The sequence below is a fragment of the Fructobacillus sp. CRL 2054 genome (assembly GCF_028764065.1).
In the GTDB taxonomy this organism is placed as follows: domain Bacteria; phylum Bacillota; class Bacilli; order Lactobacillales; family Lactobacillaceae; genus Fructobacillus.
In genome coordinates, this window is sequence record NZ_JACOFN010000008.1 from 35685 (window position 1) to 57665 (window position 21981).

The window sequence follows — 21981 nt, forward strand, 5'->3', positions numbered from 1 at the left end:
ATTAAGGTAATGTTTTGGGTTAGGTCATAAAAACAATTGAATGCCATTATAACGAAGTTTATTAGATGCGTCTACTTTTCGTCCTTGACTAGCCAAATAGCTAATCCACCGAGCAGGAAGCCACCGGCACAGATATAAAACATCTTGGCCATTGATCCGCCAACTGCAGGGAGAATCAAAAATGAGACTGAAGAAGCCACAATTTGAGGGATACAGATGAAGCAGTTAAAGAGTCCGAGTAACGTTCCGTCATGCTTACCATCAAGTGAATTGGTTAAAATCGTAAAGGGTACGGTAATAATGGCAATCCAGGCGATACCGAACAGAACGAAAGCTAGAATGGAAAGGCTCTTACTGTGGCCAAGGGCGATGAGCAAGAAACCGATTGCGCCTAAGAATAGGGAAATGGTATAGGCAGTTCGTCGTGTGCGCTTGGTTAGCTTAGTGAAGAACAGGCCAACGATGATGGCAACCGCACAGTAGACGGCTTGTAAGAGACCAAACCAGTTACCGGCTGCTTGGAAAGCACCGCTTGTTGGATCCGTTGTATGCCAAATGTTTTCTGCCAAAGCACCAGTCGAGTATGTCCACATGTAGGGGATGGCGACCCAAACGAAGAAAGCCGTAATTCCCAAGCGCCAAAAGTTCTTAGGTGCTGTTTTTAAAATTTGCCAGAGTGATACTTTTTCTTCCGTAGGGGCTGTTTCTGCCGTTTGGAAGCTACGCATTTCTTCTGGTGAATATTCTTTGACGTTCTTGATGGTAAAAAGTGTTGAAAGTCCTAAAACAGCAGCTGCTACATAAAAGGAAACTCGTACGGAAGCAGGAACTTCACCTTCTTTTGCAGTGTTTGCAATTCCTAATGCTGTTAAAAGGATTGGTGCCCCGAAGGCAGTCAAGGAACCGAGGGAACCCCAGACGTTTTGCATGGACCAGAGCGTTTGAGATTGCTCTTCGTTTGCCATGTCTGGAATAATCATTTTAAAGGGCTGCTGTGAAACATTACAGGCCAAATCCATGAAAAGGACGGCAATGGCTGCAAAGGCTAAAGCAGCTGCTGAACCATAGCCAAATCCAAGGGATCCAGCATTGGGAAGTAATAGCATGACCAGCATGGCCACAACGGTTCCACCAATTAGGTAGGGCATCCGGCGGCCGAAGCGGGGATGCCAGGTCTTATCTGAAAAGTAGCCAACGAGGGGTTGGACAACCAAACCAGCAAGTGGGGGTAGGATAAAGAAAAATCCTAGTTTGTTAGGGTCGGCTCCAATCGTTTGAAAGATACGACCCATGGTACCGGTTTGCATGGCAAAAGCAATTTGCGTCCCAAAGAAACCGAAGGTCATCATGAAGATTTGTTTTTGCGTTAATCGAGGTCGAGATTTTTGTGTAACCGAATTTTCTTGTTTCATTGCTCGCTCCTGTAGCTATTGATGAGGGCTACTTGACATGCTTGCCAATTTTTCTTAAGCGCCAGTAGCCTAGAAAAGGCAGGATTCTCAAAACCCTCTGAGAGAATAAATCTTACATATTCAGTTCCCTGAATTTCATGGTACGGACGACCATTTTGAAGGTCAGGCGGGGCATCAAGATGCTTGTTTGTTTCATCTTTTCTATGTGACATATTCTTTTCCTCCATGTCTGTACCGGTAGATTAGCACGTTAAAAAAGATAATGAAAGCGCTTACACAAATTAGGATAATTACGCTTATATCAAATAAAAAAGAAATATTCTCGTTTTCATAACAAGAATTGAAAACATGATTTTGACTTTATTAAATTGAGAAACGGTGAGCAAGGCAGAGATTGGAAAATATTGAAGGTGAAAATTCTTTTTTATTTTCGCCTTTTTCTAAGTTATTTGTACTTGTTTGTTCAAAAAAGACGGTTAAATATACAAATCGTTTTGCACAAATTGCTCGTTAGTCGAACAGTCAGATGGTCAAAATCGGAAACATGTATAATAGAAAACAGATAAACGGAGGATTGAGATGAAAAAACACAGCCATATTATGACAATTGTGATTGTGGCCTTGCTGATACTGATTGGCTATGCCGCCTACCAGACTTTGGCAGCCCACCGCGAGAGTACAAGGACGGAGAAAACGGATGTATCTGGAAAGACAGCAACTGTTTTCTTCCACGGTTATGGTTCTTCACGTAACGCCGAAAAATCGATGGCTCAGTACCTGGTTGAAGAGGGCTATTCGAACCGGCGCATCAACGTGACCGTGTCAGAAGATGGTCAGGTTTCGATGGGACGGACCATACAAAAGTCGGACAAGAATCCTTTGATTTTGGTGCAATTTGATAGTAATAAAAGCCAAGACTTTAATAAGACTGCCGACTGGGTCAAGACGATTATGACCAATTTAAAGAAGGAAGGGGTCGACAACGTGAACTTGGTCGGCCACTCAATGGGAAATATGGCCATTGCCTACTACTTAATGGACACGGCGAAGGCGGACAGCTCGTCATTGCCAGTTGTTAAAAAGCAGATTGATTTGGCCGGGACCTACAATGGCTTGATGCTGACTGAGCCAGACTCTAAGGCAACGGTTTACGAATCTGGTTTGCCAAGTGTTCAAACGGCTTATTACAAGCGACTTTTACCATTAAGGGACTACTATGAGAATCATCGCGTGCAGGTTCTCAACATTTATGGGAACTCGCAGGGAAGTGGTCAAAACGATACGACCGTCTATAATAACTCGTCAAAATCACTCAAGTACTTCGTCCAATCACCATCATCTTATGAAGAAAAGTTGATCACAGGGGCTGACGGCCAGCACTCAAAGCTTCATGAAAATAAGGAAGTTGATGCTGCTATGTTGTTATTCTTGAAAAAATAACCGACAAAAGGGGGACAAATGTCCTCCTTTTTTTGTTAGCTAATGTTGACAGTAAAGTTTAGGGGTGTATATTAGTGAGTGAGTAATCACTTACTTAAAATTAAAGGAGTCAATTATGGAAAAAGTTATCTCTTTGGAAAAGGTTGCCAAGTCATTTGGTAACTTAAAAGTACTAAAGGATGTTGACTTGTCGCTTGAAACGGGTGAAATCCTGGGCTTGTTAGGACCTTCTGGGGCTGGTAAGTCAACGGTTATTAATGTAACTTTGGGTGTTGAAAAGGCGGATGCTGGTACGGCCTATGTCTTTGGGGAAGCGATGCCCAAGCGCGAACTATTAGGAAAGATTGGCTACATGGCTCAGTCTGATGCCTTATATGAAGCGTTGACAGCCCGTGCTAATTTAAAGTTCTTCGCGGAAATGCGTGGTATTGATAAGAAAGACTTGGATGCGGAAATCGACCGCGTTGCCGGTGTGGTTTCATTAGGGGACTTCTTAGACCAAGCGGTTTCTGGCTTTTCCGGTGGTATGAAGCGTCGTTTGTCTTTGGCTATCGCCCTATTGGGCGACCCAAAGCTGCTTGTTTTGGATGAACCAACGGTTGGAATTGATCCAGCACTTCGTCGTCAGATTTGGGCTGAGCTTCATAAAATGAAGAAGCAGGGACACGCCATTTTGGTTACGACTCACGTGATGGATGAGGCCGAATTGGTTGACCGTGTTGCCCTTCTAATGGGTGGCCGTGTTATCGCTAACGACGGTCCAAAGCAGTTGGAAGAACAGTACGGTGTGCCAAGCATAGAAGACGTCTTCTTGAAGGCAGAGGAGGAAACAGAATGACACGAACACTTGCAATTGCAAAGCGCATTTTAATGGAATTGATGCGCGATAAGCGAACTCTGGCCATGATGTTTCTAGCGCCAGTCTTGATTTTGACTTTGCTAAACTACGTCTTTACTTTGAACACGACACCCTCCGTTGAAATTGGTACCGTTCGTGTGGAGCAAGTTGTGACTGATTCCTTGAAGGATACAAGCCATGTGCACACGAAGTCCTATGATTCCGAAGATAAGGCCAAGTCAGCCTTGAAGGATAAGGATATCGATGCCATCTTGACTCAGACTGGTACCAACCAGTATCAGATTCGCTATGGTAATACTGATGCTTCGAAGACATCAATGGCCCGTCAGGTCATTAATGCTACTTTCTCTAAGAACAAAGTCGAAGCGATGGCTAAGCAAAACGTTGTCCTAGCTACTCAGGCTGGACAGCAACCAGCTGCAACAAGCTCGGTTTCAATTTCTGAAAAGTATAACTACGGAGATAAGAACACAACCTTCTTTGATACGATTATGCCAATCTTCATGGGATTCTTCGTCTTTATGTTTGTCTTCTTAATTTCTGGAATTTCACTCTTGAAAGAGCGTACAACCGGAACGTTGTCCCGCTTGTTGGCAACACCAGTCCGCCGTTCTGAAATTGTCTACGGTTACATGCTCTCCTACGCGTTGGTTGCCATTTTGCAGACAGCGGTCATCGTATCCTTTACGATTACACTTCTACATGTTGAAGTGCTTGGTTCCATCAGCTTGCTTTTCTTGATTAACATCTTACTAGCCATGGTGGCCTTGGCACTTGGTTTGCTCGTTTCAACCCTTGCGGCCTCAGAGTTCCAAATGATTCAGTTTATCCCAATCGTGGTTGTACCACAGATGATTTTCTCAGGAATCATTCCATTCGATTCAATGGCTTCTTGGGCACAGGCAATCGGGGATATTCTACCAATGAAGTACGCCGCAGATGCGATGAACGCCGTTGTTCTACAAGGCCAAGGATTCTCAACGATTTGGGGACAGATTGTTGCCTTGCTCATCTTCCTAGTCGTTTTGACTGGCGCTAACATCTTTGGATTACGTCGTTACCGTAAGGTATAATAAAAAGCATTACGATTTAGAAGGAAAAGTCTCATGGATCAGATTGTTAGCGACTTTTTAGAACTATCAAAGGAAAAGAAAATAACGCCAGCACAGGTAAAAGTCCTGCAAGCAGCTATTCAACTCTTCGCTGAACAGGGCTATGCTAGTACCTCAACGGCAGCCATTGCCGAAGAAGCAGGGGTGAGTCAAGCGGTTATCTTTAAGTACTTCAAGAATAAAGAGGGTTTGTTGAATCAAATCTTGGACCTTGCCATTGGCAATATTTTGCCAAAGTATGGTGATGACTTTATCGATAAGTTGGAAGTTGAGTCTGGTCATGATTCCTTTGCCGAGTTCTTAACCTTCATGTTGCGGGATCGATATCAGTTTATTCTGCAAAATCGAAACTTGGTGACCATTGTTGTCTCTCAGTTAATGATTGATGACCAATTGGTCCAAAAGTTGATTAACAGTATGTCCGATAAATTTTGGACAATTACTGAGATTTTGGAAAAGTTGGCAGGTCCGGAAGCTAAGCTAGATGGTCAGGATATTCTCCGCCTGCTCGCTTCACAGCTCGTTTCGATTTTTATTGAGGTTGTCCGAATTGGCATTAAAATGACGGATGAGGCCGCTGATAAGCGGTTGAATCAAGTCAAAGAAATTATGTTAGCTTCAATTTATTAAAAGAATTCAAAAGGGTCAGTCGCTTTTCGGCTGACTTTTTTGTTTGTAGAACTTGTCAAAACTGACAGGTTTTCGCTATAATGTAGTCAACAAGAAAATAACGTCCGTTTAGGGGAGCCCGTCTGGGCTGAGAGTGCGCAAGCCGACCCTTCGAACCTGTTGTGTTAGAACACGCGTAGGGAAAACAGAAAAGATGAAACAATGGTTTCGTTCTGCTTTTGCTGTTCGGATCCGTTGTTTTTTTGTGGTCTGTGATGCAAAAAGGAGAGAAAAACATGCAGAACACAAAGTCGCAAAATTTGCGTTTTATCACTGAAATGGCTCTTTTTACGGCCCTGTCCGTCGTATTGAGCTTTTGGTCCATCCGCCTTTGGGGTGAGGGAGGATCGATTTCCTTCCAAATGGTACCAACGATGATTATGGCCTACCGTTATGGTTATAAAGGGGGACTAACAACTGGTTTCCTTTTTGGAATGATTAAGTTGATTCTGGGGGCCTACATTTTGACGCCCGTACAGGCCTTCTTGGACTATCCATTGGCCTTCACTGTGGTTGGCTTTACGGCCATCACGGTTCCCATGGTTAAGAAGGCCTTTGCTAAGAAAGAAAAGGGTATGGCCGCTTTTTGGTTGACAGTGGGAGTATTCTTCGGTTCCTTCCTTCGCTTCCTTTCACACACGGCATCAGCCGTTGTTTTCTTTGGTGACTATGCGCCAAAGGGGGAAAGCGTTTGGGTTTACTCAACCATCTATAACGGTTCCTACATGTTGCCATCTTTCATTGCTTCGGCTGTTGTCTTGGTGATTTTAGCTGAAGTTTATCCAAAGATTGTGACACCTGCTAATTAATTTGAGAAAGATTTCAAATAATTCTTGACAAGGCTTTCTCATTTTGTTTTAATTAAAACATCAAATGAAAAGAGAAAGACTATGAACAAGAACTTGACTATTATTAACTCAGCCGTCGTCGTCAGCGTCGTTATCCGTTAGGATAGGGTGCTGTATTTTGGCTTGCCTATCCGCTATCAGGGGTAGGCAGCTGAGTGAGTCAGGTTTCGACTAAAGCCAGTTGCTAATGCAGCTGGCTTTTTTCTTTGTTCTAATGATCAATTTTCATAAATAGGAGAAGTACTATGCAAGAACGTAAAGCGAGTAAGAAACAAATCTTACTCATCACCTCACTGATTTTCGGCCTTTTCTTTGGAGCCGGAAACCTAATCTTCCCAGTTCAAATGGGTCAGATGTCTGGTGGCCATTGGTTGCCTGCCGTATCTGGATTCTTATTGACGGGATGTTTGTTGCCATACTTAGCAATGCTTGGAATGGCCCTTACAAAGTCAACGTCAGTTTTTGACATTGCCAAGCCGGTTGCGCCATGGTTTGCAACCATCATGTTGATTGCCATTCACTTTTCACTTGGTCCTTTGTTTGCCACACCACGTACGGCAGCGACGGCTTTTACCATGGGAATCTCACCATTGGTACCAGCAGCTTACCAGCAGTTGGCCATGTTGATTTTCTCAGCTATTTTTTTCATCATGGTTTACTACCTGTCAATCAAGGAATCAAACTTGATGAAGTGGGTTGGTAAGTACTTGAACCCGCTCTTCTTGATTTTGCTTGCCATCATCTTGTTGGTTGCTTTGATCTTACCAATGGGTGGTTTGGACCAAAAAATTACCGGTGCGTACCAAGCATCAGCTGGCTTCCAGGGAATCTTGGAAGGGTACAACACAATGGACTGTTTGGCTCTTTTGGCCTTTGCCGTTTCCGTTGTTTACTCAGTTAAGAACATGGGATTCTCAGATAAGCAGGTTCCAAAGCTTTTGGCTAAGTCAGGTTTCTTTGCCATTTTGCTTGAATCAATCATCTACATTGCAACCACACTCCTTGGTGTTTCATCATTGGGTATCATGCCAATCTCTGCCAACGGTGGGGCAGCGCTTTCAAACATCATTAACCACTACACTGGTAACGTTGGAATCTTGTTGACGGCGGTTATCGTTACCTTGGCCGTTTTCACAACTGCCATGGGATTGTCAGCATCCTTCTCACAAGATTTGCACCGTATTTTCCCAAAGATTTCATACAAGAACTGGCTCCGTGTTATCACAATTGGTTCCTTCATTACTGCTAACGCTGGTTTGACGAAGATCATTGAATTCTCAACACCATTCTTGATGATTATCTACCCATTCGCTTTGGCTTTGACAATTTTGGCCGTTTTGAACAAGTGGGTTAAGCAGGATAAGATAATTTACCGTTTCATCATGGCTTTCATCGCCATCCCAGCCTTCATCGATGGTCTCTTGTCATCCCCATGGGCTAAGACGGACTTTGCTACATCCATTGCTTCTGCTTACCAGAACACCATTCCGCTTGCTAGCGAAGGATTCGGTTGGGTTATCCCAGCCATTATCGGTGCCATTGTTGCATTGATTTTCCGTGCCTTTCTTCCAAAGAAGGCGACAGCTTAATAAATAAGTAAAATAAAAAGGGTGACTGCAGTCATCCTTTTTTATTGTTAAGTAATAATTGACAATTTTTTCTCACCATGCTTTAATATAAACATCAAATAAAGTGAGTAAAGCAAATGACACATTCAATGACTAACAACCAAGCCATTATTATCAGCATTATTATTCCATAAGGATAGGTGCTGACTTTTTAAGTTGCCTATCTTTTACATGATAGGCAGCTGATGAATGTGTTTGAAACCAGCTGCGTTTAACGTAGCTGGTTTTTTATTTGCCTAAAAACGGTGTTTGAGAATTCTAAAGGAGTTTTTCATTATGGAAAAGCAAAAACTATCGACTAAGCAATTGTTCTTGATCGCCTCATTAATCTTCGGTATGTTCTTCGGTGCCGGAAACTTAATCTTCCCAGTCCAATTGGGACAACTAGCCGGACATAACTGGTTTCCCGCTGTAGCAGGCTTCCTTTTGACAGGGGCGCTTCTGCCATTCCTCGCCATGCTTGCGGTATCTTTGACAAACTCCAAGTCTGTCTATGATATTGCCAAGCCAGCGGCACCATGGTTCGGAACATTGTTCTTGGTTGTCATCCACTTTACGATTGGTCCGCTTTTTGGAACACCTCGTACGGCCGCAACTGCCTTTTCAATGGGGGTTGAACCATTTGTTCCAGCTGCCTACCACCAAGTAGCGATGTTAGCCTTTACAGCCGTTTTCTTCGGTTTGGCTTACTTCCTAACGGTTAAGCAGTCGAACTTGATGAAGTGGGTTGGAAAGTACTTGAACCCAATCTTTTTGGCCTTGCTCGGATTAATCCTTGTGCTTGCACTCTTCTTGCCAATGGGCGACCTGCATCAACACGCCACTGATGCTTACCAAAGTCAGGCCGCTTTCCAAGGAATCTTGGATGGTTACAACACAATGGATGGTTTGGCATTGCTTGCCTTGGCTGTTTCTGTTGTTTACGCCGTTCGTGGATTAGGTTTTGAAGGGGCAAACGTTTCAAAGGTCCTAGCTAAGTCTGGCCTTGTTGCCATCTTGATGGAATCATTAATCTATGTGGCTACTGTTCTTCTTGGTGTTACATCACTTGGAACGATGAAGGCTGCCGCTAACGGTGGAACGGCTTTCTCAGAAATCGTGACGCACTATACGGGTAACGTAGGGGTTTTGGCTACTGGTGTGATTGTGACTTTGGCCGTTTTCACAACCGCTATGGGACTCTTTGTTTCCTTCGCACAGGACTTGCACAAGGTCTTTCCAAAGGTGTCCTACCTTTTCTGGCTTCGTGTGATCGCCATCGGATCATTCGTCACTGCTAACGCTGGTTTGACGAACATCATCGCTTGGTCAGCACCCGTTTTGATGCTGCTTTATCCATACGCCTTGGCATTGACTTTGCTCGGTGTAACCAACAAGTGGGTCAAGCAGGACGCCGTGATGTACCGTGCCGTTTTGTTGGCCGTTACAGTACCAGCATTCTTGGATGCCTTAGGTGCATCCCCATTGGCTACTCAGTCATGGGCAGCATCTATGGCCACGGCTTACACCACACACTTGCCATTGGCAGCAGAAGGCTTTGGTTGGGTCTTACCTGCGCTTGGTGGGGTTATCTTTACCATGGGCTGGAAGACCGCTTCTAGAAAGCCTTACGGTGAATAAGTAAACGTACAAAATATAGCCAAATGTATAAAAGTCGGGCCAGAGGTTCGGCTTTTTATGTTGCATTCACTAACTAGTAGGCTTTACAAACTAGTCATTCTCCTGTAGACTGACCATATTGAAAGTAGGAGGACGAATAAATGGCACAGACAATTTCCAGTCAGCTGTTGAAGGGCTTCTTACAGGGTATTTTACTGGCGATTTTAAAACGGGAGCCAAACTATGGCTACGGGATTGCCCAGGAAATGAATCGAATTGGGTTAGGGCAGGTACCAAAAGGAACGATTTACCCTCTACTTGCTACAATGGAAAAGCGAGGCCTGATTCGAGGTGAAAGCCGGCCATCTGAAGGTGGACCTGATCGAAAGTATTATTTGCCAACGGCGGATGGCCTGGCGGCGATGGAGGACTTCTTTGGTCAGTGGCAAGAGCTTGAAAAGACGATGCAACTAATGATGAGTGGAGCAAAGCATGAAGATTGATGATCTAATTGAACGAAATAACGAATTACGTCCAGGATTGAATAAGGAAAACAAAGCCTTCTATGATGACTTTCTCGTCTATGTACGAACTACTTCCTGGCTGAAGGACGACGTTCAGGTGGAAGAACAGCTCTTGGCTATCCTGCAAGATATCTTGGAAGCTCAAAAGAACGGGGAGTCGGCCCGTGACTACTTTGGTCAATCGCCAAAATTAGTGGCGGATAACTTGTTGAAGAAGTTGCCAAATGACGGCATCTCTTTTGCCAAGATTATTCTCTACACCTTCTTCGGCTATTTGGCCATTACCTTCTTGCCAACCATTACCGTTCCTGGGAAGGCGATAGACGTCGGGGCCTATGTCGTATCGGCCATGTACATGACCATGGCGATTTTGTTAATTGTACGAACAATTGGTACTTTGGTTTATCGTTATAAGGTGTCGAAGTTAGCTGGTTGGTTGAAGAATATTCTTGGAATTTTAGCAGGAATGCTTTTGCTCTTCCCAACCTTTGCGATGACTTACTGGTTGAAGACTCCGGTCCGCATCAACTTGGATGGTACTTTAGGTATCTTCGTTATCATCTTGGTCTTGGTTGGCCTGGCTATTTATAACAGGACATCTCAGCACAGCTTCTTATCAAAGCCAATTTTCTTCTATATCATTTTCTCAGCAGTGATTGGCATCCTGACACGTTTACCAATTCTGGCAGGCCTATTGGAGACACAGAACGGACGTATTATCTTAGCCGTTTTGATTCTTCTAATTAGCCTGATTTCAATGGGCATGCTCTTTTGGCAGGCACATCGGATTAAGAAGGACGATGATCAATAAAATAATGGATACAGAGGGCTGTCCTTTTTAAAGAAAGGATAGCCTTTTCGATTGCATTTTTAAAGGCCTATCCCTTATAATATGAATGTTATATGAGAGAATGATTAAAAGGAGAGGGAGTTTGCAAACGATTGGAACATATTTAAAAAACAGGGGCTACCAGTCGCTGTTCTTTTCAAACCTAGCAGAGACTTTGGGGTCCAGTTTATTTAACATTGTGTTAGTAATCTATGCCGGAATGATGCCGAGTCATTCTCAACAGGGGTGGGCACTGACAGCCGTTGGAATTGCGAACTTTGTGCCAGGTATCTATCAGATGCTGACCGGTTATTTAGCGGACCGACAAAAGTCACCCCTTAAAATGTCTCGCAATATGAAGATGATTCAGGCTGCCTGTTACTTGGTATTAGCATGTTTCATCAACCAACCCTTTACCTGGTTGATTTTTTCGATCTTATTATTAATTAACATTTTTTCTGACTCAATTGGGAACTTTTCAACCTCTTTGCTTCTGCCAACAATGCGAGACCTTGTTTCTGATGAGGACCGGGAACGGGTCACTGGATTTTCATCTGGCATTTTGCAGAGTATTTCTTTAGCAGGGCAGTTTATTGGCTCCACTTTGATTGTAGTCTTTACCTATAACTACCAAATCTTTTCACTGGCAAATGCAGCACTCTTTCTCCTGAGTGCGATTTTCCTATTCCGAGCTGCCCGCTATATTACTGGTACGGTAAAGGGTGAAATCGCTGCGGATGAAGAGCAGGAACGTGTCAATCAGCACTTCTTTAAATCCTTGAAGTTAGCAATATCAGAAGTTTTATCGGTTCCAATGTTAGGTCGCTATATCTCAATTTATACAATTGCCGGATTAGTGGGGGCTGCTTTCGGTGAAGTGGCAATTTTAGCCTTTCTTAGGACACCATCCTTGCAAATTATTAGTTTTGGAATCTCGGTTGCAACCATGCAAACGGTTTTTGCGGTAGGTAGTATTCTTGGCTCAATCGTACCCATTCCGTTTTTAGAGAAACGATCTCTAGCAACTGTTTTATTGTTACAAATATCCTTTGTATTTCTTCTAGTTTTAGCATTCTTAACAGCCTGTCCATTTTACATTGGTTTTTCGGTGATGTTCTTTACAGCTTTGGTTCAAGGAAAGGTTCAGCCAAAGTTTTCAGCTTGGGTCATGAATCATACGGCAAATAAAAACTTGGCCTTTGCAATGAGCATTATTTCAACGGCAACTACCATTACACTGCCACTTGGCCAATTAATTTTTATGACCATTGCCAATGTGTTCTCAATTACCATTTCATTTGCCTGCATGGCAGTTTACATTCTTTGCCTACTCGGCTACATTTTCTTTGTACGGGTAAAGGAGCAAAAGCAACAACTTTTATAAACGAATTCCTAGAAGGGCGACCGTCGTTATGTTGACGGTTGCTTTTTTACATTTTCTTGACCTGGACCGGACTCCAGGGTTTATGATGGGGACCATATTAAATGACTTTGCAATGCTTAGTTATTTGGTTCAAAATTAATATGAAAAGTCGAAAGGGGATTCATTGATGAAAGCAGCAGTTTTTGTAGAACCAGGAAAAGTGGAAATGCAAGAGGTGGAAAAACCTACGATTAAAGGACCCAAGGATGCCGTGATTAAAACGGTTCGGGCCTCTGTTTGTGGTTCTGACCTCTGGTTTTACCGTGGAATTGCCAAGCGCCAATCTGGCGACCAAGTTGGGCACGAAGCCATTGGGATTGTGCAAGAGGTTGGGGCAGCCGTGAAGAAAGTAAAGCCTGGCGACTTCGTCATCGCGCCATTCACCCATGGCTGTGGCGAATGCCAAGCTTGTTTAGCTGGATTTGATGGAGATTGCTTAGACCCGGGAAAAGCCGGGTCAACTGGTTACCAGGCCGAATACATTGGTTACAAGAACGCTGATTGGGCCTTGGTTAAGATTCCTGGCCAACCAGAAGATTATACGGACGATCAGTTGAAGTCCTTCATGACTCTGTCAGACGTGATGGCAACCGGCTACCACGCTGCAGCAACTGCCGAAGTGAAGGAAGGCGATACCGTTGTTGTCATGGGTGACGGTGCCGTTGGACTCTGTGGTGTGATTGCCGCAAAGTTACGTGGGGCAAAGCGCATCATCTTGATGTCCCGTCATTCAGACCGACAGGCGCTTGGTAAGGCCTTTGGTGCGACAGACATTGTCGAAGAACGTGATGATGCAGCAGTTAAGGCTGTGATGGAACTGACGGGTGCTGGTGCAGATGCTATTTTGGAATGTGTTGGCTCTGAACAGGCAGTTCAAACGGCTGTTCAATTGGGACGTCCGGGTGCTGTTGTTGGCCGTGTTGGGATTCCACAGAATCCAATGATGAATACCAATAACCTGTTCTGGAAGAACATTGGCTTGCGCGGTGGCATTGCAGCCGTGACAACTTACGACCGCGAATTGTTATTACAAGCGGTATTAGATGGACAGATTAATCCTGGTCAGGTCTTCACGAAGGAGTTCGAATTAAAAGACATTCAGAAAGCCTATGAGGCTATGGATAAGCGTGAGGCAATTAAATCGTTGCTGGTATTTTAAGCAGTATTAAAAGGAGTGCCCACTGAGCACTCCTTTTGTTTGCTATTTATTTTTATCTTTTTTCTTGACTTGGATTGCACTCCAAGGTGTTTAATGTTTTTTGTACTGAATAAGTTATAAAATAAAGGAAAGCAGAAATATGAAAAAAGAAAAATTTGGAATGATTTTGCCCATTACCTTACTGGGCTACTTTCTCATTTTAATGGATAATTCGATTATCTTTACGAGTGCAACAGAAATTGGACAGAGCCTACACTTATCGCAGGCTAGTTTATCCTGGATTTCAAACGCCTATACGTTGACCTTTGGTGGCTTCTTGCTGCTATCAGGACGGCTCTCGGATTTGCTAGGACGAAAGCGGGTCTTTATCACGGGGATTACAATTTTTGGGTTGAGCTCCTTGTTAATTGGCTTATCGGATAATGCGAACTTCGTGATTGCGATGCGGGCCGTTCAGGGTATCGGTTCTTCGGTCATTGCACCATCGACTTTGGCACTGATGATGGATAGCTACCAGGGGGAGATGCGTGAGCGAGCAATCGCTTATTACGGTGTGACTGCTGGAATTGGTTCGAGCCTAGGCTTGTTGATTGGTGGTGGCTTAACGACCTTCTTTTCATGGGAAGCTGGCTTCTTAATTAACGTACCCATCACGGTCATCTTGCTATTATTGTCGATTCAATTCATTCCCAACAAGCCTGGTCAACACAGTAAGGTCGATTACCTTGGTTCTTTGCTATCAGTTTTGGGATTAGCAGCATTGATTGATGGGCTAACGGGGAACAAGCTTTGGATGATTGCCATCGGGCTCGTTTTACTCATCATTTTTATTCGCTTTGAAAGTCGGGTGAAGAACCCCATTTTGCCACTAAGTCTCTTTCAGAACCGGGTCCGTTCAGGGGCATACGCCGCTCGATTACTCTTTATGATGGCCATGCTGCCATACTGGTTCTTTTTGCCACAGGTCTGGCAAGAAGAATATCACTTCACTGCCTTGCAGTCCGGTTTTGCCTTTTTGCCACTGACATTGGTGCAGTTTGTAGTATCCTTCCTTTTACCAAAGCTCACAAAGCGGTATGGTAATAATAAGGTATTGCTTGCAGGAGAGTTCTTCCTTCTACTAGGACTCCTTTGGACCGCCTTAGCTGATCTTTCGGCAGGTTACTGGTTTGCCTTTGCATTACCAATGCTAGTGATTGGCTTTGGACAGGGTATGGTGCTGGCACCTGTCACATCTGCTGGTCTTTACCAAGCACCAGATGAACTGGCCGGCATTGCTTCCGGATTAACCAATACAGCTCATCAAATTGGCGGACCGATTGGACTATCGCTCATTGTTGCCACAACCAGCTCCTACCATGTCGAAGTTGGTTCGATGGCCCTGTTTACAGGAATTGCTTTGGTCATTGTTGCTTTTTTTGTTACGAGAAAGGTGAAGTCATGAACATTAAAGAAGCTGCTTTAAAAACCGGCTTAAGTAACGATACCATTCGTTACTACGAGCGGATTGGTTTGATTATGCCGGTTCCCCGTAGGGAGAACCACTTACGAGACTTCAACGAACGGAGTATTCGCCAATTAAATTTTGCTAAAACGATGCGAAACGCGGGGATGTCGGTGGAGCGACTCCGTGAATACGTGGGGATGGTTTTTGAAGATGACAATCAAACAATCCCCGCGCGAAAGGCACTTTTGGCTGAACAGGCCGAAGAGATGCAGGAGCGAATTAATAAAATGCAGGCCGCACATGACCACCTGCTTTTCAAGGTTGAAAACTACGATAGTCATATGCGGCAGGCTGAAGATCGATTGGAAGGGGAAGATAAATGAAGATTTTGATTTTAGGTGCAGCGGGTCAAATTGCTCGTCTACTGACCGAGCGACTTTTGAAAGAGAGTAATGATCAACTAACGCTTTACGCACGACGCGCTAATGAACGACTCAGTCAGTATCAGGGCAATCCCCGTGTCAAAGTCGTTGATGGTGACTTTTCAAATGAGGCGCTTCTCGAAGAAATTATGTCCGGTCAAGACGTTGTCTTTGTTGATTCAGACCATGATACGGAACCCATTTTAAAAGCGATGAAGGCTACCGGCGTTAAGCGTATTATTATTGCAGGAGTCCTCGGTGTCTACGGTGAAGTAGCCGGTAAGTTCGGTGAGTGGAACCGTTCGATGATTGGGAATGTTTCACCAGAACGCCGTGAAAATTTGAAGAAAATAGAAGAGTCTGGTTTGGACTATACCTACATGCGTATGACTTGGTTATACAATCAGCCCGGGAATGTCTCCTATGCAACGACACAAAAGGGCGAACCTTTTGTTGGTGCCCAGGTGAGTCGGCAAGCCATTGTTCAGTATGTCTTTGATTTGTTAGCTAACCCTAAGAAAGACATTCAGGCAAGTGTTGGTATTTACGAACCCGGTTCTGAAAAGATGGATAAGCCAAGCTTCTATTAATAAAAATGAATACAAAAAAAGCCATTCAAGTATTATTTGAGTGGCTTTTTGTTTAGTCTTTTTCTTCTTTTTTGTTCAACAACGCCAGCTCTTCGTTGATGGAAGCCAGCATCTCCATTTGCATCTTTTGAATTTGCATGGAGTTTGGTTGATCTTGTTGAATCAAGTGGTCGACTTTGGCGTGGAGAAGACGAATCTCTTCTTCGGACTTCAGGTTCACGTGGTAATCGTTTTGTGATTCCATACGGTCATAGTCCGAAGCACGGTTCTGAGCCATCATAATCAATGGCGCTTGAATAGCAGCCACCATGGATAGGAAGAGGTTCAGCAAGATGAATGGGAACGGATCAAAGTTAGCACCGAAGAGGTGGGTAACGTTTAGGATAATCCAAATAATCATAATGGCAACGAAGGAAATCACGAATGGCCAGGAACCACCGAAGTGGGCGACGCCGTCGGCGACTTTTTGACCGAAAGTCAATGTGCTATCCAACTTCTTTCCAACATCGATAATCTTGTAGTTATCGTCTTCTAAGACCCGGTGCATCTTTTGGTGGATTTGTTGATTCTTACGTTGATCTTCGCGAATCATCTTATCGAGCTTGCGTAAGCGGTAAGCAACCAAGTGTTCGGAACAGATGAAATCGTGGTCGGATGCCTTTGGACGATCCTGTTTAATCATCTTACGGGTTTGAGGGTCCAAGTCATGAAGAAAAGTACCGGCACCGAAGTTGTAGCCGTCTTTGTTATCAATGAGGCATTGGTATTGGTTATCTGTGGGATTAGCCATTATTCATCTGCTCCTTATTGTTATAGCGGTTATAAGACACATTATAGTAGTTTTGCCTAAAAAATGCAGGGTAATTTAGATTAAGTCGAATTTATGAAGGTGTTCGGCCAGGTATTTAGTCGTCAGGGAGTTTGGCTTCTTGGCTAAATCGAATGGTTTCCCCATGGCCATTAACTGTCCACCTTGGTTACCACCGCGGGGACCAAGGTCAATTAACCAGTCGGCGTTGGTCATCATGTCCAGGTCGTGCGTGATAAAGATGATGGTGGCTCCTTTTTCCTTGAGACGGTTGAAGACGCCGAGTAAGGTTTGAACGTCTAAGGGATGAAGACCAATGGTTGGCTCATCGAAAACAAAGAGTGTGTGCTTTTGACTTTTATGTAAGTGGCTCACGAGTTTTAGACGTTGTGCTTCGCCACCGGAGAGCGATGGCGTTGCTTGTCCAAGGTGCAAATAGTTCAAACCAATTTCGTTGAGTAACTGTAGTTCACTTTCAATTTTTGCTTCGTCCTTGAAGACGGGAAGGGCCTCTTTAACGGAGAGGTTTAACAAGTCAACGATTGACTGGCCATGCCACTTAATTGATTGAACCTTTTCACTGAAACGAGCACCCTGACAGGTCGGACAAGTTTCGACAATGTCAGGTAAGAATTGAATGTCCTCCGTGATAACACCGAGGCCCTGACAGGTTGGACATGCACCTTCTTTATTATTGTATGAAAAGGCTGAAGCGGTTAGCTTTGCCTTCTTGGCCTCTGGAAGGTTTGCAAAAAGTTGTCGCAGCTCATTCATGATGTTCGTATAGGTTGCTAAGGTGGAACGGGTGTTGCGTCCAATGGGTTTTGCATCGATTGTGACTGCCTTAGCTATATTTGTTGTAAGTTTACTTACAGTTTTTATACTATTTTCTTTATTTTGTATAGCTGGAATAAGGTTATCTAGAATGAGAGAGGTCTTTCCGGCACCTGAAAAACCAGTCACGGCCGTCATTTGGTGTTCGGGAATGGTGACTTGAACGTCCTTTAGATTATGGTAGTTTTGAACACGTAATGTGGTTTCGCCGGTACCTACCGGAGTGACCGAATCATGAACAATGTTGGCAGAACCCTTGATGAAGGGGCCAATTAAGGACTGGGAATCGTTGGTTAGCTTTGCTGGTGTTCCTTCATCGATGATACGACCGCCGGCTTCGCCAGAACCGGGACCGATTTCGATAATCCAGTCGGCTGCGGCAATTAAATCGACCTCGTGATCAACAACGACAAGGGAGTTACCCTGGGCAATGAGTTCACGGAAGACCTGGATTAATCCCTTGATGTTATCTGGGTGCAAGCCAATGGATGGTTCGTCCAAAACATAAAGGATACCGGTGGTCTGAGCGCGAATCGTTTTCGATAGTTGCAAGCGTTGTAGTTCACCTGTTGAAAGGCTAGCCCCTGCACGGGACATGGTGAGATAGTCGAGCCCGAGATTCAGGATGGGACGAAGGACCTGCTTCATGTTTGTAAATAAAGTGTTGGCCAGGTGCTCCATGCTGTCGGGTAGGGAAGTAACCGTTTGATCGGCCCAGTCGGTTAACTCGCCAAGGGTCAGGTCATTCACTTGCACGATGTTTTGGCCATTCACCGTTTGCTTCAGCAAGTCTGGGTTTAAACGTGAACCGTGGCAGGTTGGGCAGATTGAAAAATGGTAGAACTTGTCGAGCTTCTTGAGAGTGGCCTGACTTTTAACGTTGGCCAGGGAATCCGTCACGGCATCGTAGGCGTTTTCGTAGAGTGAGCCATCGGAATGGTAAACCCGTCCGGTAGAAGTATGAAAGTTGACGGGGTAGAGTTTCTTCTCCCCGTGTAAGACAATGTTCTTCTCTTTGTCCGATAAGTCCTTGTAGGGGACGTCGATGCGGACACCCAGACTTTGAGCGATTGATGGCATAAAGTTACGACCGGGCAAGTGCCAGGAAGCAATGGCGCCATCTTTAATGGACAGGTTGTCGTCTTTAATCAGCTTATCTTCGTCTAATTCACGGACTTGACCACTCCCGTGACAAGTTGGGCAGGCGCCGGTGCTGTTGGCTGAAAAGTCCTGGGCGGAGAAGGCGGTAAAGTGCACGCCACAGACCGGACAGGTGAGCTGCCCTTCGTTGTGATGCTCACCAGGTTTTTCGGCTTCATTCATTGCCTGACTAATGGCTAGAGATGGTTCTAGTCGGTGGCCGTTCGGACAGACTGGTGAGCCTAAGCGGGAAAAGATGAGTCGGGTAATGTTGGATAGTTCACTGATAGAACCAACAGTTGACCGTTCGCCAGGAGTGGTTGGCCGTTGCTTGAGGGCAATGGCGGAAGGAATGTACTGGATAGAGTCGACGTCAGCAGACGATTCTTGGCCCATGCGGTTGCGGGTGTAGGCGGAAAGGGCTTCTAGGTAGCGACGGGAACCTTCTGAAAAGAGGATGCCCATTGCAAGTGATGACTTACCAGATCCAGACCGGCCAGAAATGGCAACAAACTTGTTAAGTGGAATATTAACGTCAATGTTTTTCAGATTGTGGACGCGTCCGCCACGAACTTCGATTTGACTGGGGATGTTCGACTTTTCTACCATGAGTAAACTCCTTTATTTAGAGTGTTTCTTAAGTATGTAATAGCATAGTTTGGAGTGTGATTCAAAAGAGATTGTCATAGTTGGTAGAAGGAGTGGACAAATAAAAGGGAGCCTTTGATACTAATGTTAGTAGATAAATTATTTTTTACTGAGGAGGTTTATCATGCAAGTTATTGCTTATTCAAGTGTTCAAAATAATCTGATGGGTTTTATGAAAAAGGTTAACGATGATGAAGCAATTATCATTTCAACAAACCGTGATGACGATAATGCTGTTTTAGTTAGCCAATCGGAATATGAGAATCTGTTAGAAAATGCCTATATTCTTAGCTCAAAAGCAAATGTTGATCATATTAATCAATCACTGCAATCTCTGAAGGACGGTCAGGGAAAGGCTCGAGAGTGGGAATAATGGAGCTCCTATGGTCAGATGACGCATGGGCAGACTTTGAACGGTGGCTAGATAACGATAAACGTGTCGTCAAACGAATCCGGAAGATAATTAAAAGTATTCTACGTGAACCCTTTACTGGTATTGGAAAACCAGAACCATTAAAAGGAACTTATTCGGGACTTTGGTCCAGACGAATCAACGATGAGCACCGGATAATCTATTTGGTGACGAAAGATCATATCTCCATTGTTGCTGTTCGATTCCATTACAATAAATAAGAAAAACCACATCAAGAAGACTTCTTCTCAATGTGGTTTTTACTTTGTTTATTTAGTGCTCAATCAGCACATATCCATCCCCATCTTCTTATAGGAATCGAGTGGCTTGATGACTAATTCGTCAACCTTGCAGCCGCGCTCTTTGGCGATGGCATTCATCAAGGTATCCATTGGCATCAAATCGTACTTCTTGTTTGGCTCGTCAGACGTGTAAACCTGGAGTTGCGCCATCATACCACCGTCTTCGTGTTCGATGATGTGGCAGTGGTACATGAAGACACCGGCGTAGTTGAAGCGCATCTTGATGCGGACGGTTTCACCAGGGTTAACGCTGACCGTATCCTTCAAGCCCATTTCGTTAGGGTAGGGAGCGTGTCCGTTACGTGAAACAATCTGGAAGGAACCACCGTGCATGTGGTATGGGTGAAGCATTCCACCGCAGCAATCGTTGGTATTGGTAATGTCCCAGTACTCGGTCTTACCGATTTCTTGACGGTCATCAATCCGCATCATACCGAATTTCTTACCGTTGATTCCAACTTCTTCATCGGTACCAGACATGACAACTTGGTGAACCAATGAGTCTGGGTCAGAAACTTCAGGGTAGTTGATGTCGGCTAAGTGCTCTGGAATATCGGTGTTATCAGGGGCGAACTCTTTGATATTGAAAGTTAAGATTGGCACATCGTCGGAGTAGAGTGTGACTTTATCACCGGCCTTATACTTACCAAAGTCCAAGACGACCTCGGCACGTTCGGCACAGGTAATCATGAGCTTGGTCATTTGAACTGGTTCGGGAAGCAAACCACCGTCAGAAGCAATTTGGGTCATGACTAAGTCATCGGACAAGTGCAAACGCCATTCACGACGGTTCGAACCGTCCAAGAAACGAAGGCGGAGCTTTTGGGTGGTGACGTCAAATTCTGGGTTAACCGTTCCGTTAATGAGAGCAGTTGGTCCAGCAACACCATCGGGATCATAATCAGCATCGTAATCCCATTGGTTATTCTCGTGGAAGCGACGGTCTTGTAGAATAACGGGGATGTCATCGACACCGTAGTTGTGAGGGAGTGGTAAGCTCTCTTCGTGATTGTCTGTCACATAGACCATGGCAGCTAATCCGTGCCAAACGTCCCAACCAGTCAATGGACATGGGTGGGCGTGCAACCAAGTTGTGGCAGCGGGTTGGTCGACTTTGAAAGTAATCTCCTTACTTTCGCCAGGATAAACGGGGGCATGGCAACCACCGTCAATGAATGGACCGGGAACGTCCAGTCCGTGCCAGTGGAAAGTCGTTAACTCGGGTAGGCTGTTTTTCAGTGTGACGTGGTAGGTCTTACCGGATTTAAATACAATGGTTGGACCAAGAAGGCTTTGGTTGTAGCCCCAGGTCTTTGTCTTTGCTCCAGGTAGGATTTGTGTTTCACCTGCTTGGGCATGAACCGTTAACCAAACATCGGTATCGGTTTCCTTGTCGGGCTTTAAAATAGTTGGAATGCCAAGGGGCACTTCAGGCGAATCATACTTTTCCAATGGGACATAACCGCCATCATGGTAGTCATAGGCACTCTCATTAAAGAAGTAATCGTTATAGATTGGCTTTTTTGATTCTGACATGATTTTCCTCCTATATTTCTCGCCTCAAGTATACAATGTTATATCAAATATGTGTAATACTATGTTAAATATCTGCTATAACTATGTTATGATTTAGTCAAATAAGAATTGCAGTGATAACTGCATAGGGAAGGGTTTAAAATGCGAAAGTATAATCGGATTTTTCATTTGTTAATGATGTTTGTGTGGGCATACACAATTTATTTGGTTGCCACAATGAAGATGATGCCTGCAATGTGGGTAATGGCGGTGGGGATGTTCGTTGAATCTGCTTACGCCGTTATCAGCAATGACAAAGGATGCTAGTTTTTACCATTGATGTAATCATTAATGGACGTAA

21 protein-coding genes and 1 riboswitch are annotated in these 21981 nt (G+C 44.4%); of the genes, 17 read left to right on the forward strand and 4 right to left on the reverse strand.

The features are described 5' to 3' along the window. Positions 1 to 71: 71 nt before the first annotated feature. On the reverse strand, positions 72 to 1412 hold the full coding sequence (locus H7198_RS04650) for an SLC45 family MFS transporter (RefSeq protein ID WP_274458616.1): 1341 nt from the start codon (positions 1410 to 1412) through the stop codon (positions 72 to 74). Positions 1413 to 1991: 579 nt separating this feature from the next. On the opposite strand from H7198_RS04650, the gene H7198_RS04655 reads away from it, so the two are divergent. The 14 genes from H7198_RS04655 to H7198_RS04720 all read left to right on the forward strand — a co-directional run bounded on the left by H7198_RS04655 (position 1992) and on the right by H7198_RS04720 (position 15961). After that, a complete protein-coding gene (locus H7198_RS04655; RefSeq protein ID WP_274458617.1) occupies positions 1992 to 2852 on the forward strand; it encodes an alpha/beta hydrolase in 861 nt (286 codons plus the stop codon). Between the two features lie 115 nt (positions 2853 to 2967). Then, positions 2968 to 3690, forward strand: a complete 723-nt coding sequence (locus H7198_RS04660; protein ID WP_274458618.1) for an ABC transporter ATP-binding protein — start codon at positions 2968 to 2970, stop codon at positions 3688 to 3690. Continuing rightward, positions 3687 to 4784, forward strand: a complete 1098-nt coding sequence (locus tag H7198_RS04665; protein WP_274458619.1) for an ABC transporter permease — start codon at positions 3687 to 3689, stop codon at positions 4782 to 4784. The genes H7198_RS04660 and H7198_RS04665 overlap by 4 nt, the downstream gene beginning before the upstream one ends. Positions 4785 to 4817: 33 nt before the next feature. After that, positions 4818 to 5453 carry a TetR/AcrR family transcriptional regulator gene (locus H7198_RS04670; protein WP_274458620.1) on the forward strand — a complete coding sequence of 212 codons (636 nt, stop codon included), beginning with the start codon at positions 4818 to 4820 and terminating at the stop codon, positions 5451 to 5453. Positions 5454 to 5553: 100 nt separating this feature from the next. Next, positions 5554 to 5652, forward strand: a riboswitch (TPP riboswitch). Between the two features lie 76 nt (positions 5653 to 5728). Next, positions 5729 to 6301, forward strand: coding sequence for an energy-coupled thiamine transporter ThiT (gene thiT, locus H7198_RS04675; RefSeq protein ID WP_274458621.1), 573 nt, complete (start codon positions 5729 to 5731; stop codon positions 6299 to 6301). A gap of 284 nt (positions 6302 to 6585) precedes the next feature. Then, a complete protein-coding gene (gene brnQ, locus H7198_RS04680; protein ID WP_274458622.1) occupies positions 6586 to 7929 on the forward strand; it encodes a branched-chain amino acid transport system II carrier protein in 1344 nt (447 codons plus the stop codon). 315 nt (positions 7930 to 8244) lie between these two features. Further along, the gene (gene brnQ / locus H7198_RS04685) at positions 8245 to 9588 is read left to right on the forward strand and encodes a branched-chain amino acid transport system II carrier protein (RefSeq protein WP_274458623.1); all 1344 of its coding nucleotides are present in this window, start codon (positions 8245 to 8247) and stop codon (positions 9586 to 9588) included. A 140-nt stretch (positions 9589 to 9728) separates the two neighbouring features. Continuing rightward, positions 9729 to 10070, forward strand: a complete 342-nt coding sequence (locus tag H7198_RS04690; protein ID WP_274458624.1) for a PadR family transcriptional regulator — start codon at positions 9729 to 9731, stop codon at positions 10068 to 10070. Continuing rightward, positions 10060 to 10902, forward strand: a complete 843-nt coding sequence (locus H7198_RS04695; RefSeq protein WP_274458625.1) for a hypothetical protein — start codon at positions 10060 to 10062, stop codon at positions 10900 to 10902. Before H7198_RS04690 ends, H7198_RS04695 begins: the two co-directional genes overlap by 11 nt. A 121-nt stretch (positions 10903 to 11023) precedes the next feature. After that, positions 11024 to 12304 (forward strand): MFS transporter, encoded by a 1281-nt coding sequence (locus tag H7198_RS04700; protein WP_274458626.1) that lies wholly within the window; start codon positions 11024 to 11026, stop codon positions 12302 to 12304. Between the two features lie 166 nt (positions 12305 to 12470). Next, positions 12471 to 13502, forward strand: a complete 1032-nt coding sequence (locus H7198_RS04705; protein ID WP_274458627.1) for a zinc-binding dehydrogenase — start codon at positions 12471 to 12473, stop codon at positions 13500 to 13502. 139 nt (positions 13503 to 13641) lie between these two features. Next, entirely contained in the window at positions 13642 to 14946 is a 1305-nt protein-coding gene (locus tag H7198_RS04710; protein WP_274458628.1) for an MFS transporter, read from the forward strand. Next, positions 14943 to 15332: a MerR family transcriptional regulator gene (locus H7198_RS04715; RefSeq protein WP_274458629.1), complete on the forward strand. Its 390-nt coding sequence runs from the start codon at positions 14943 to 14945 to the stop codon at positions 15330 to 15332. Before H7198_RS04710 ends, H7198_RS04715 begins: the two co-directional genes overlap by 4 nt. Then, a complete protein-coding gene (locus tag H7198_RS04720) occupies positions 15329 to 15961 on the forward strand; it encodes an NAD(P)H-binding protein (RefSeq protein ID WP_274458630.1) in 633 nt (210 codons plus the stop codon). Before H7198_RS04715 ends, H7198_RS04720 begins: the two co-directional genes overlap by 4 nt. Positions 15962 to 16013: 52 nt before the next feature. Here the strand turns inward: H7198_RS04720 and H7198_RS04725 are convergent, their stop codons facing one another. Next, positions 16014 to 16751 carry a DUF1003 domain-containing protein gene (locus tag H7198_RS04725; RefSeq protein WP_274458631.1) on the reverse strand — a complete coding sequence of 246 codons (738 nt, stop codon included), beginning with the start codon at positions 16749 to 16751 and terminating at the stop codon, positions 16014 to 16016. 75 nt (positions 16752 to 16826) lie between these two features. Then, positions 16827 to 19352 (reverse strand): excinuclease ABC subunit UvrA, encoded by a 2526-nt coding sequence (locus H7198_RS04730; RefSeq protein WP_274458632.1) that lies wholly within the window; start codon positions 19350 to 19352, stop codon positions 16827 to 16829. 163 nt (positions 19353 to 19515) lie between these two features. Here H7198_RS04730 and H7198_RS04735 point away from each other — a divergent pair, with 163 nt between their 5' ends. Both H7198_RS04735 and H7198_RS04740 read left to right on the forward strand, forming a co-directional pair. Beyond that, a complete protein-coding gene (locus H7198_RS04735) occupies positions 19516 to 19764 on the forward strand; it encodes a type II toxin-antitoxin system Phd/YefM family antitoxin (protein WP_274458633.1) in 249 nt (82 codons plus the stop codon). Continuing rightward, positions 19764 to 20024, forward strand: coding sequence for a Txe/YoeB family addiction module toxin (locus tag H7198_RS04740; RefSeq protein ID WP_274458634.1), 261 nt, complete (start codon positions 19764 to 19766; stop codon positions 20022 to 20024). Before H7198_RS04735 ends, H7198_RS04740 begins: the two co-directional genes overlap by 1 nt. Positions 20025 to 20087: 63 nt before the next feature. On the opposite strand, the gene H7198_RS04745 is transcribed toward H7198_RS04740, so the two are convergent. Beyond that, positions 20088 to 21641 (reverse strand): multicopper oxidase family protein, encoded by a 1554-nt coding sequence (locus H7198_RS04745; protein ID WP_274458635.1) that lies wholly within the window; start codon positions 21639 to 21641, stop codon positions 20088 to 20090. A gap of 174 nt (positions 21642 to 21815) precedes the next feature. Here H7198_RS04745 and H7198_RS04750 point away from each other — a divergent pair, with 174 nt between their 5' ends. Beyond that, entirely contained in the window at positions 21816 to 21947 is a 132-nt protein-coding gene (locus H7198_RS04750; RefSeq protein ID WP_274458636.1) for a hypothetical protein, read from the forward strand. Positions 21948 to 21981: the final 34 nt, after the last annotated feature.

Bases quoted from the DNA above. Each gene is read 5' to 3' on its own strand.
- H7198_RS04650 (WP_274458616.1), bottom strand. From the start codon at position 1,412: ATGAAACAAGAAAATTCGGTTACACAAAAATCTCGACCTCGATTAACG.
- H7198_RS04655 (WP_274458617.1), top strand. From the start codon at position 1,992: ATGAAAAAACACAGCCATATTATGACAATTGTGATTGTGGCCTTGCTG.
- H7198_RS04660 (WP_274458618.1), top strand. From the start codon at position 2,968: ATGGAAAAAGTTATCTCTTTGGAAAAGGTTGCCAAGTCATTTGGTAAC.
- H7198_RS04665 (WP_274458619.1), top strand. From the start codon at position 3,687: ATGACACGAACACTTGCAATTGCAAAGCGCATTTTAATGGAATTGATG.
- H7198_RS04670 (WP_274458620.1), top strand. From the start codon at position 4,818: ATGGATCAGATTGTTAGCGACTTTTTAGAACTATCAAAGGAAAAGAAA.
- thiT (WP_274458621.1), top strand. From the start codon at position 5,729: ATGCAGAACACAAAGTCGCAAAATTTGCGTTTTATCACTGAAATGGCT.
- brnQ (WP_274458622.1), top strand. From the start codon at position 6,586: ATGCAAGAACGTAAAGCGAGTAAGAAACAAATCTTACTCATCACCTCA.
- brnQ (WP_274458623.1), top strand. From the start codon at position 8,245: ATGGAAAAGCAAAAACTATCGACTAAGCAATTGTTCTTGATCGCCTCA.
- H7198_RS04690 (WP_274458624.1), top strand. From the start codon at position 9,729: ATGGCACAGACAATTTCCAGTCAGCTGTTGAAGGGCTTCTTACAGGGT.
- H7198_RS04695 (WP_274458625.1), top strand. From the start codon at position 10,060: ATGAAGATTGATGATCTAATTGAACGAAATAACGAATTACGTCCAGGA.
- H7198_RS04705 (WP_274458627.1), top strand. From the start codon at position 12,471: ATGAAAGCAGCAGTTTTTGTAGAACCAGGAAAAGTGGAAATGCAAGAG.
- H7198_RS04710 (WP_274458628.1), top strand. From the start codon at position 13,642: ATGAAAAAAGAAAAATTTGGAATGATTTTGCCCATTACCTTACTGGGC.
- H7198_RS04715 (WP_274458629.1), top strand. From the start codon at position 14,943: ATGAACATTAAAGAAGCTGCTTTAAAAACCGGCTTAAGTAACGATACC.
- H7198_RS04720 (WP_274458630.1), top strand. From the start codon at position 15,329: ATGAAGATTTTGATTTTAGGTGCAGCGGGTCAAATTGCTCGTCTACTG.
- H7198_RS04725 (WP_274458631.1), bottom strand. From the start codon at position 16,751: ATGGCTAATCCCACAGATAACCAATACCAATGCCTCATTGATAACAAA.
- H7198_RS04730 (WP_274458632.1), bottom strand. From the start codon at position 19,352: ATGGTAGAAAAGTCGAACATCCCCAGTCAAATCGAAGTTCGTGGCGGA.
- H7198_RS04735 (WP_274458633.1), top strand. From the start codon at position 19,516: ATGCAAGTTATTGCTTATTCAAGTGTTCAAAATAATCTGATGGGTTTT.
- H7198_RS04740 (WP_274458634.1), top strand. From the start codon at position 19,764: ATGGAGCTCCTATGGTCAGATGACGCATGGGCAGACTTTGAACGGTGG.
- H7198_RS04745 (WP_274458635.1), bottom strand. From the start codon at position 21,641: ATGTCAGAATCAAAAAAGCCAATCTATAACGATTACTTCTTTAATGAG.
- H7198_RS04750 (WP_274458636.1), top strand. From the start codon at position 21,816: ATGATGTTTGTGTGGGCATACACAATTTATTTGGTTGCCACAATGAAG.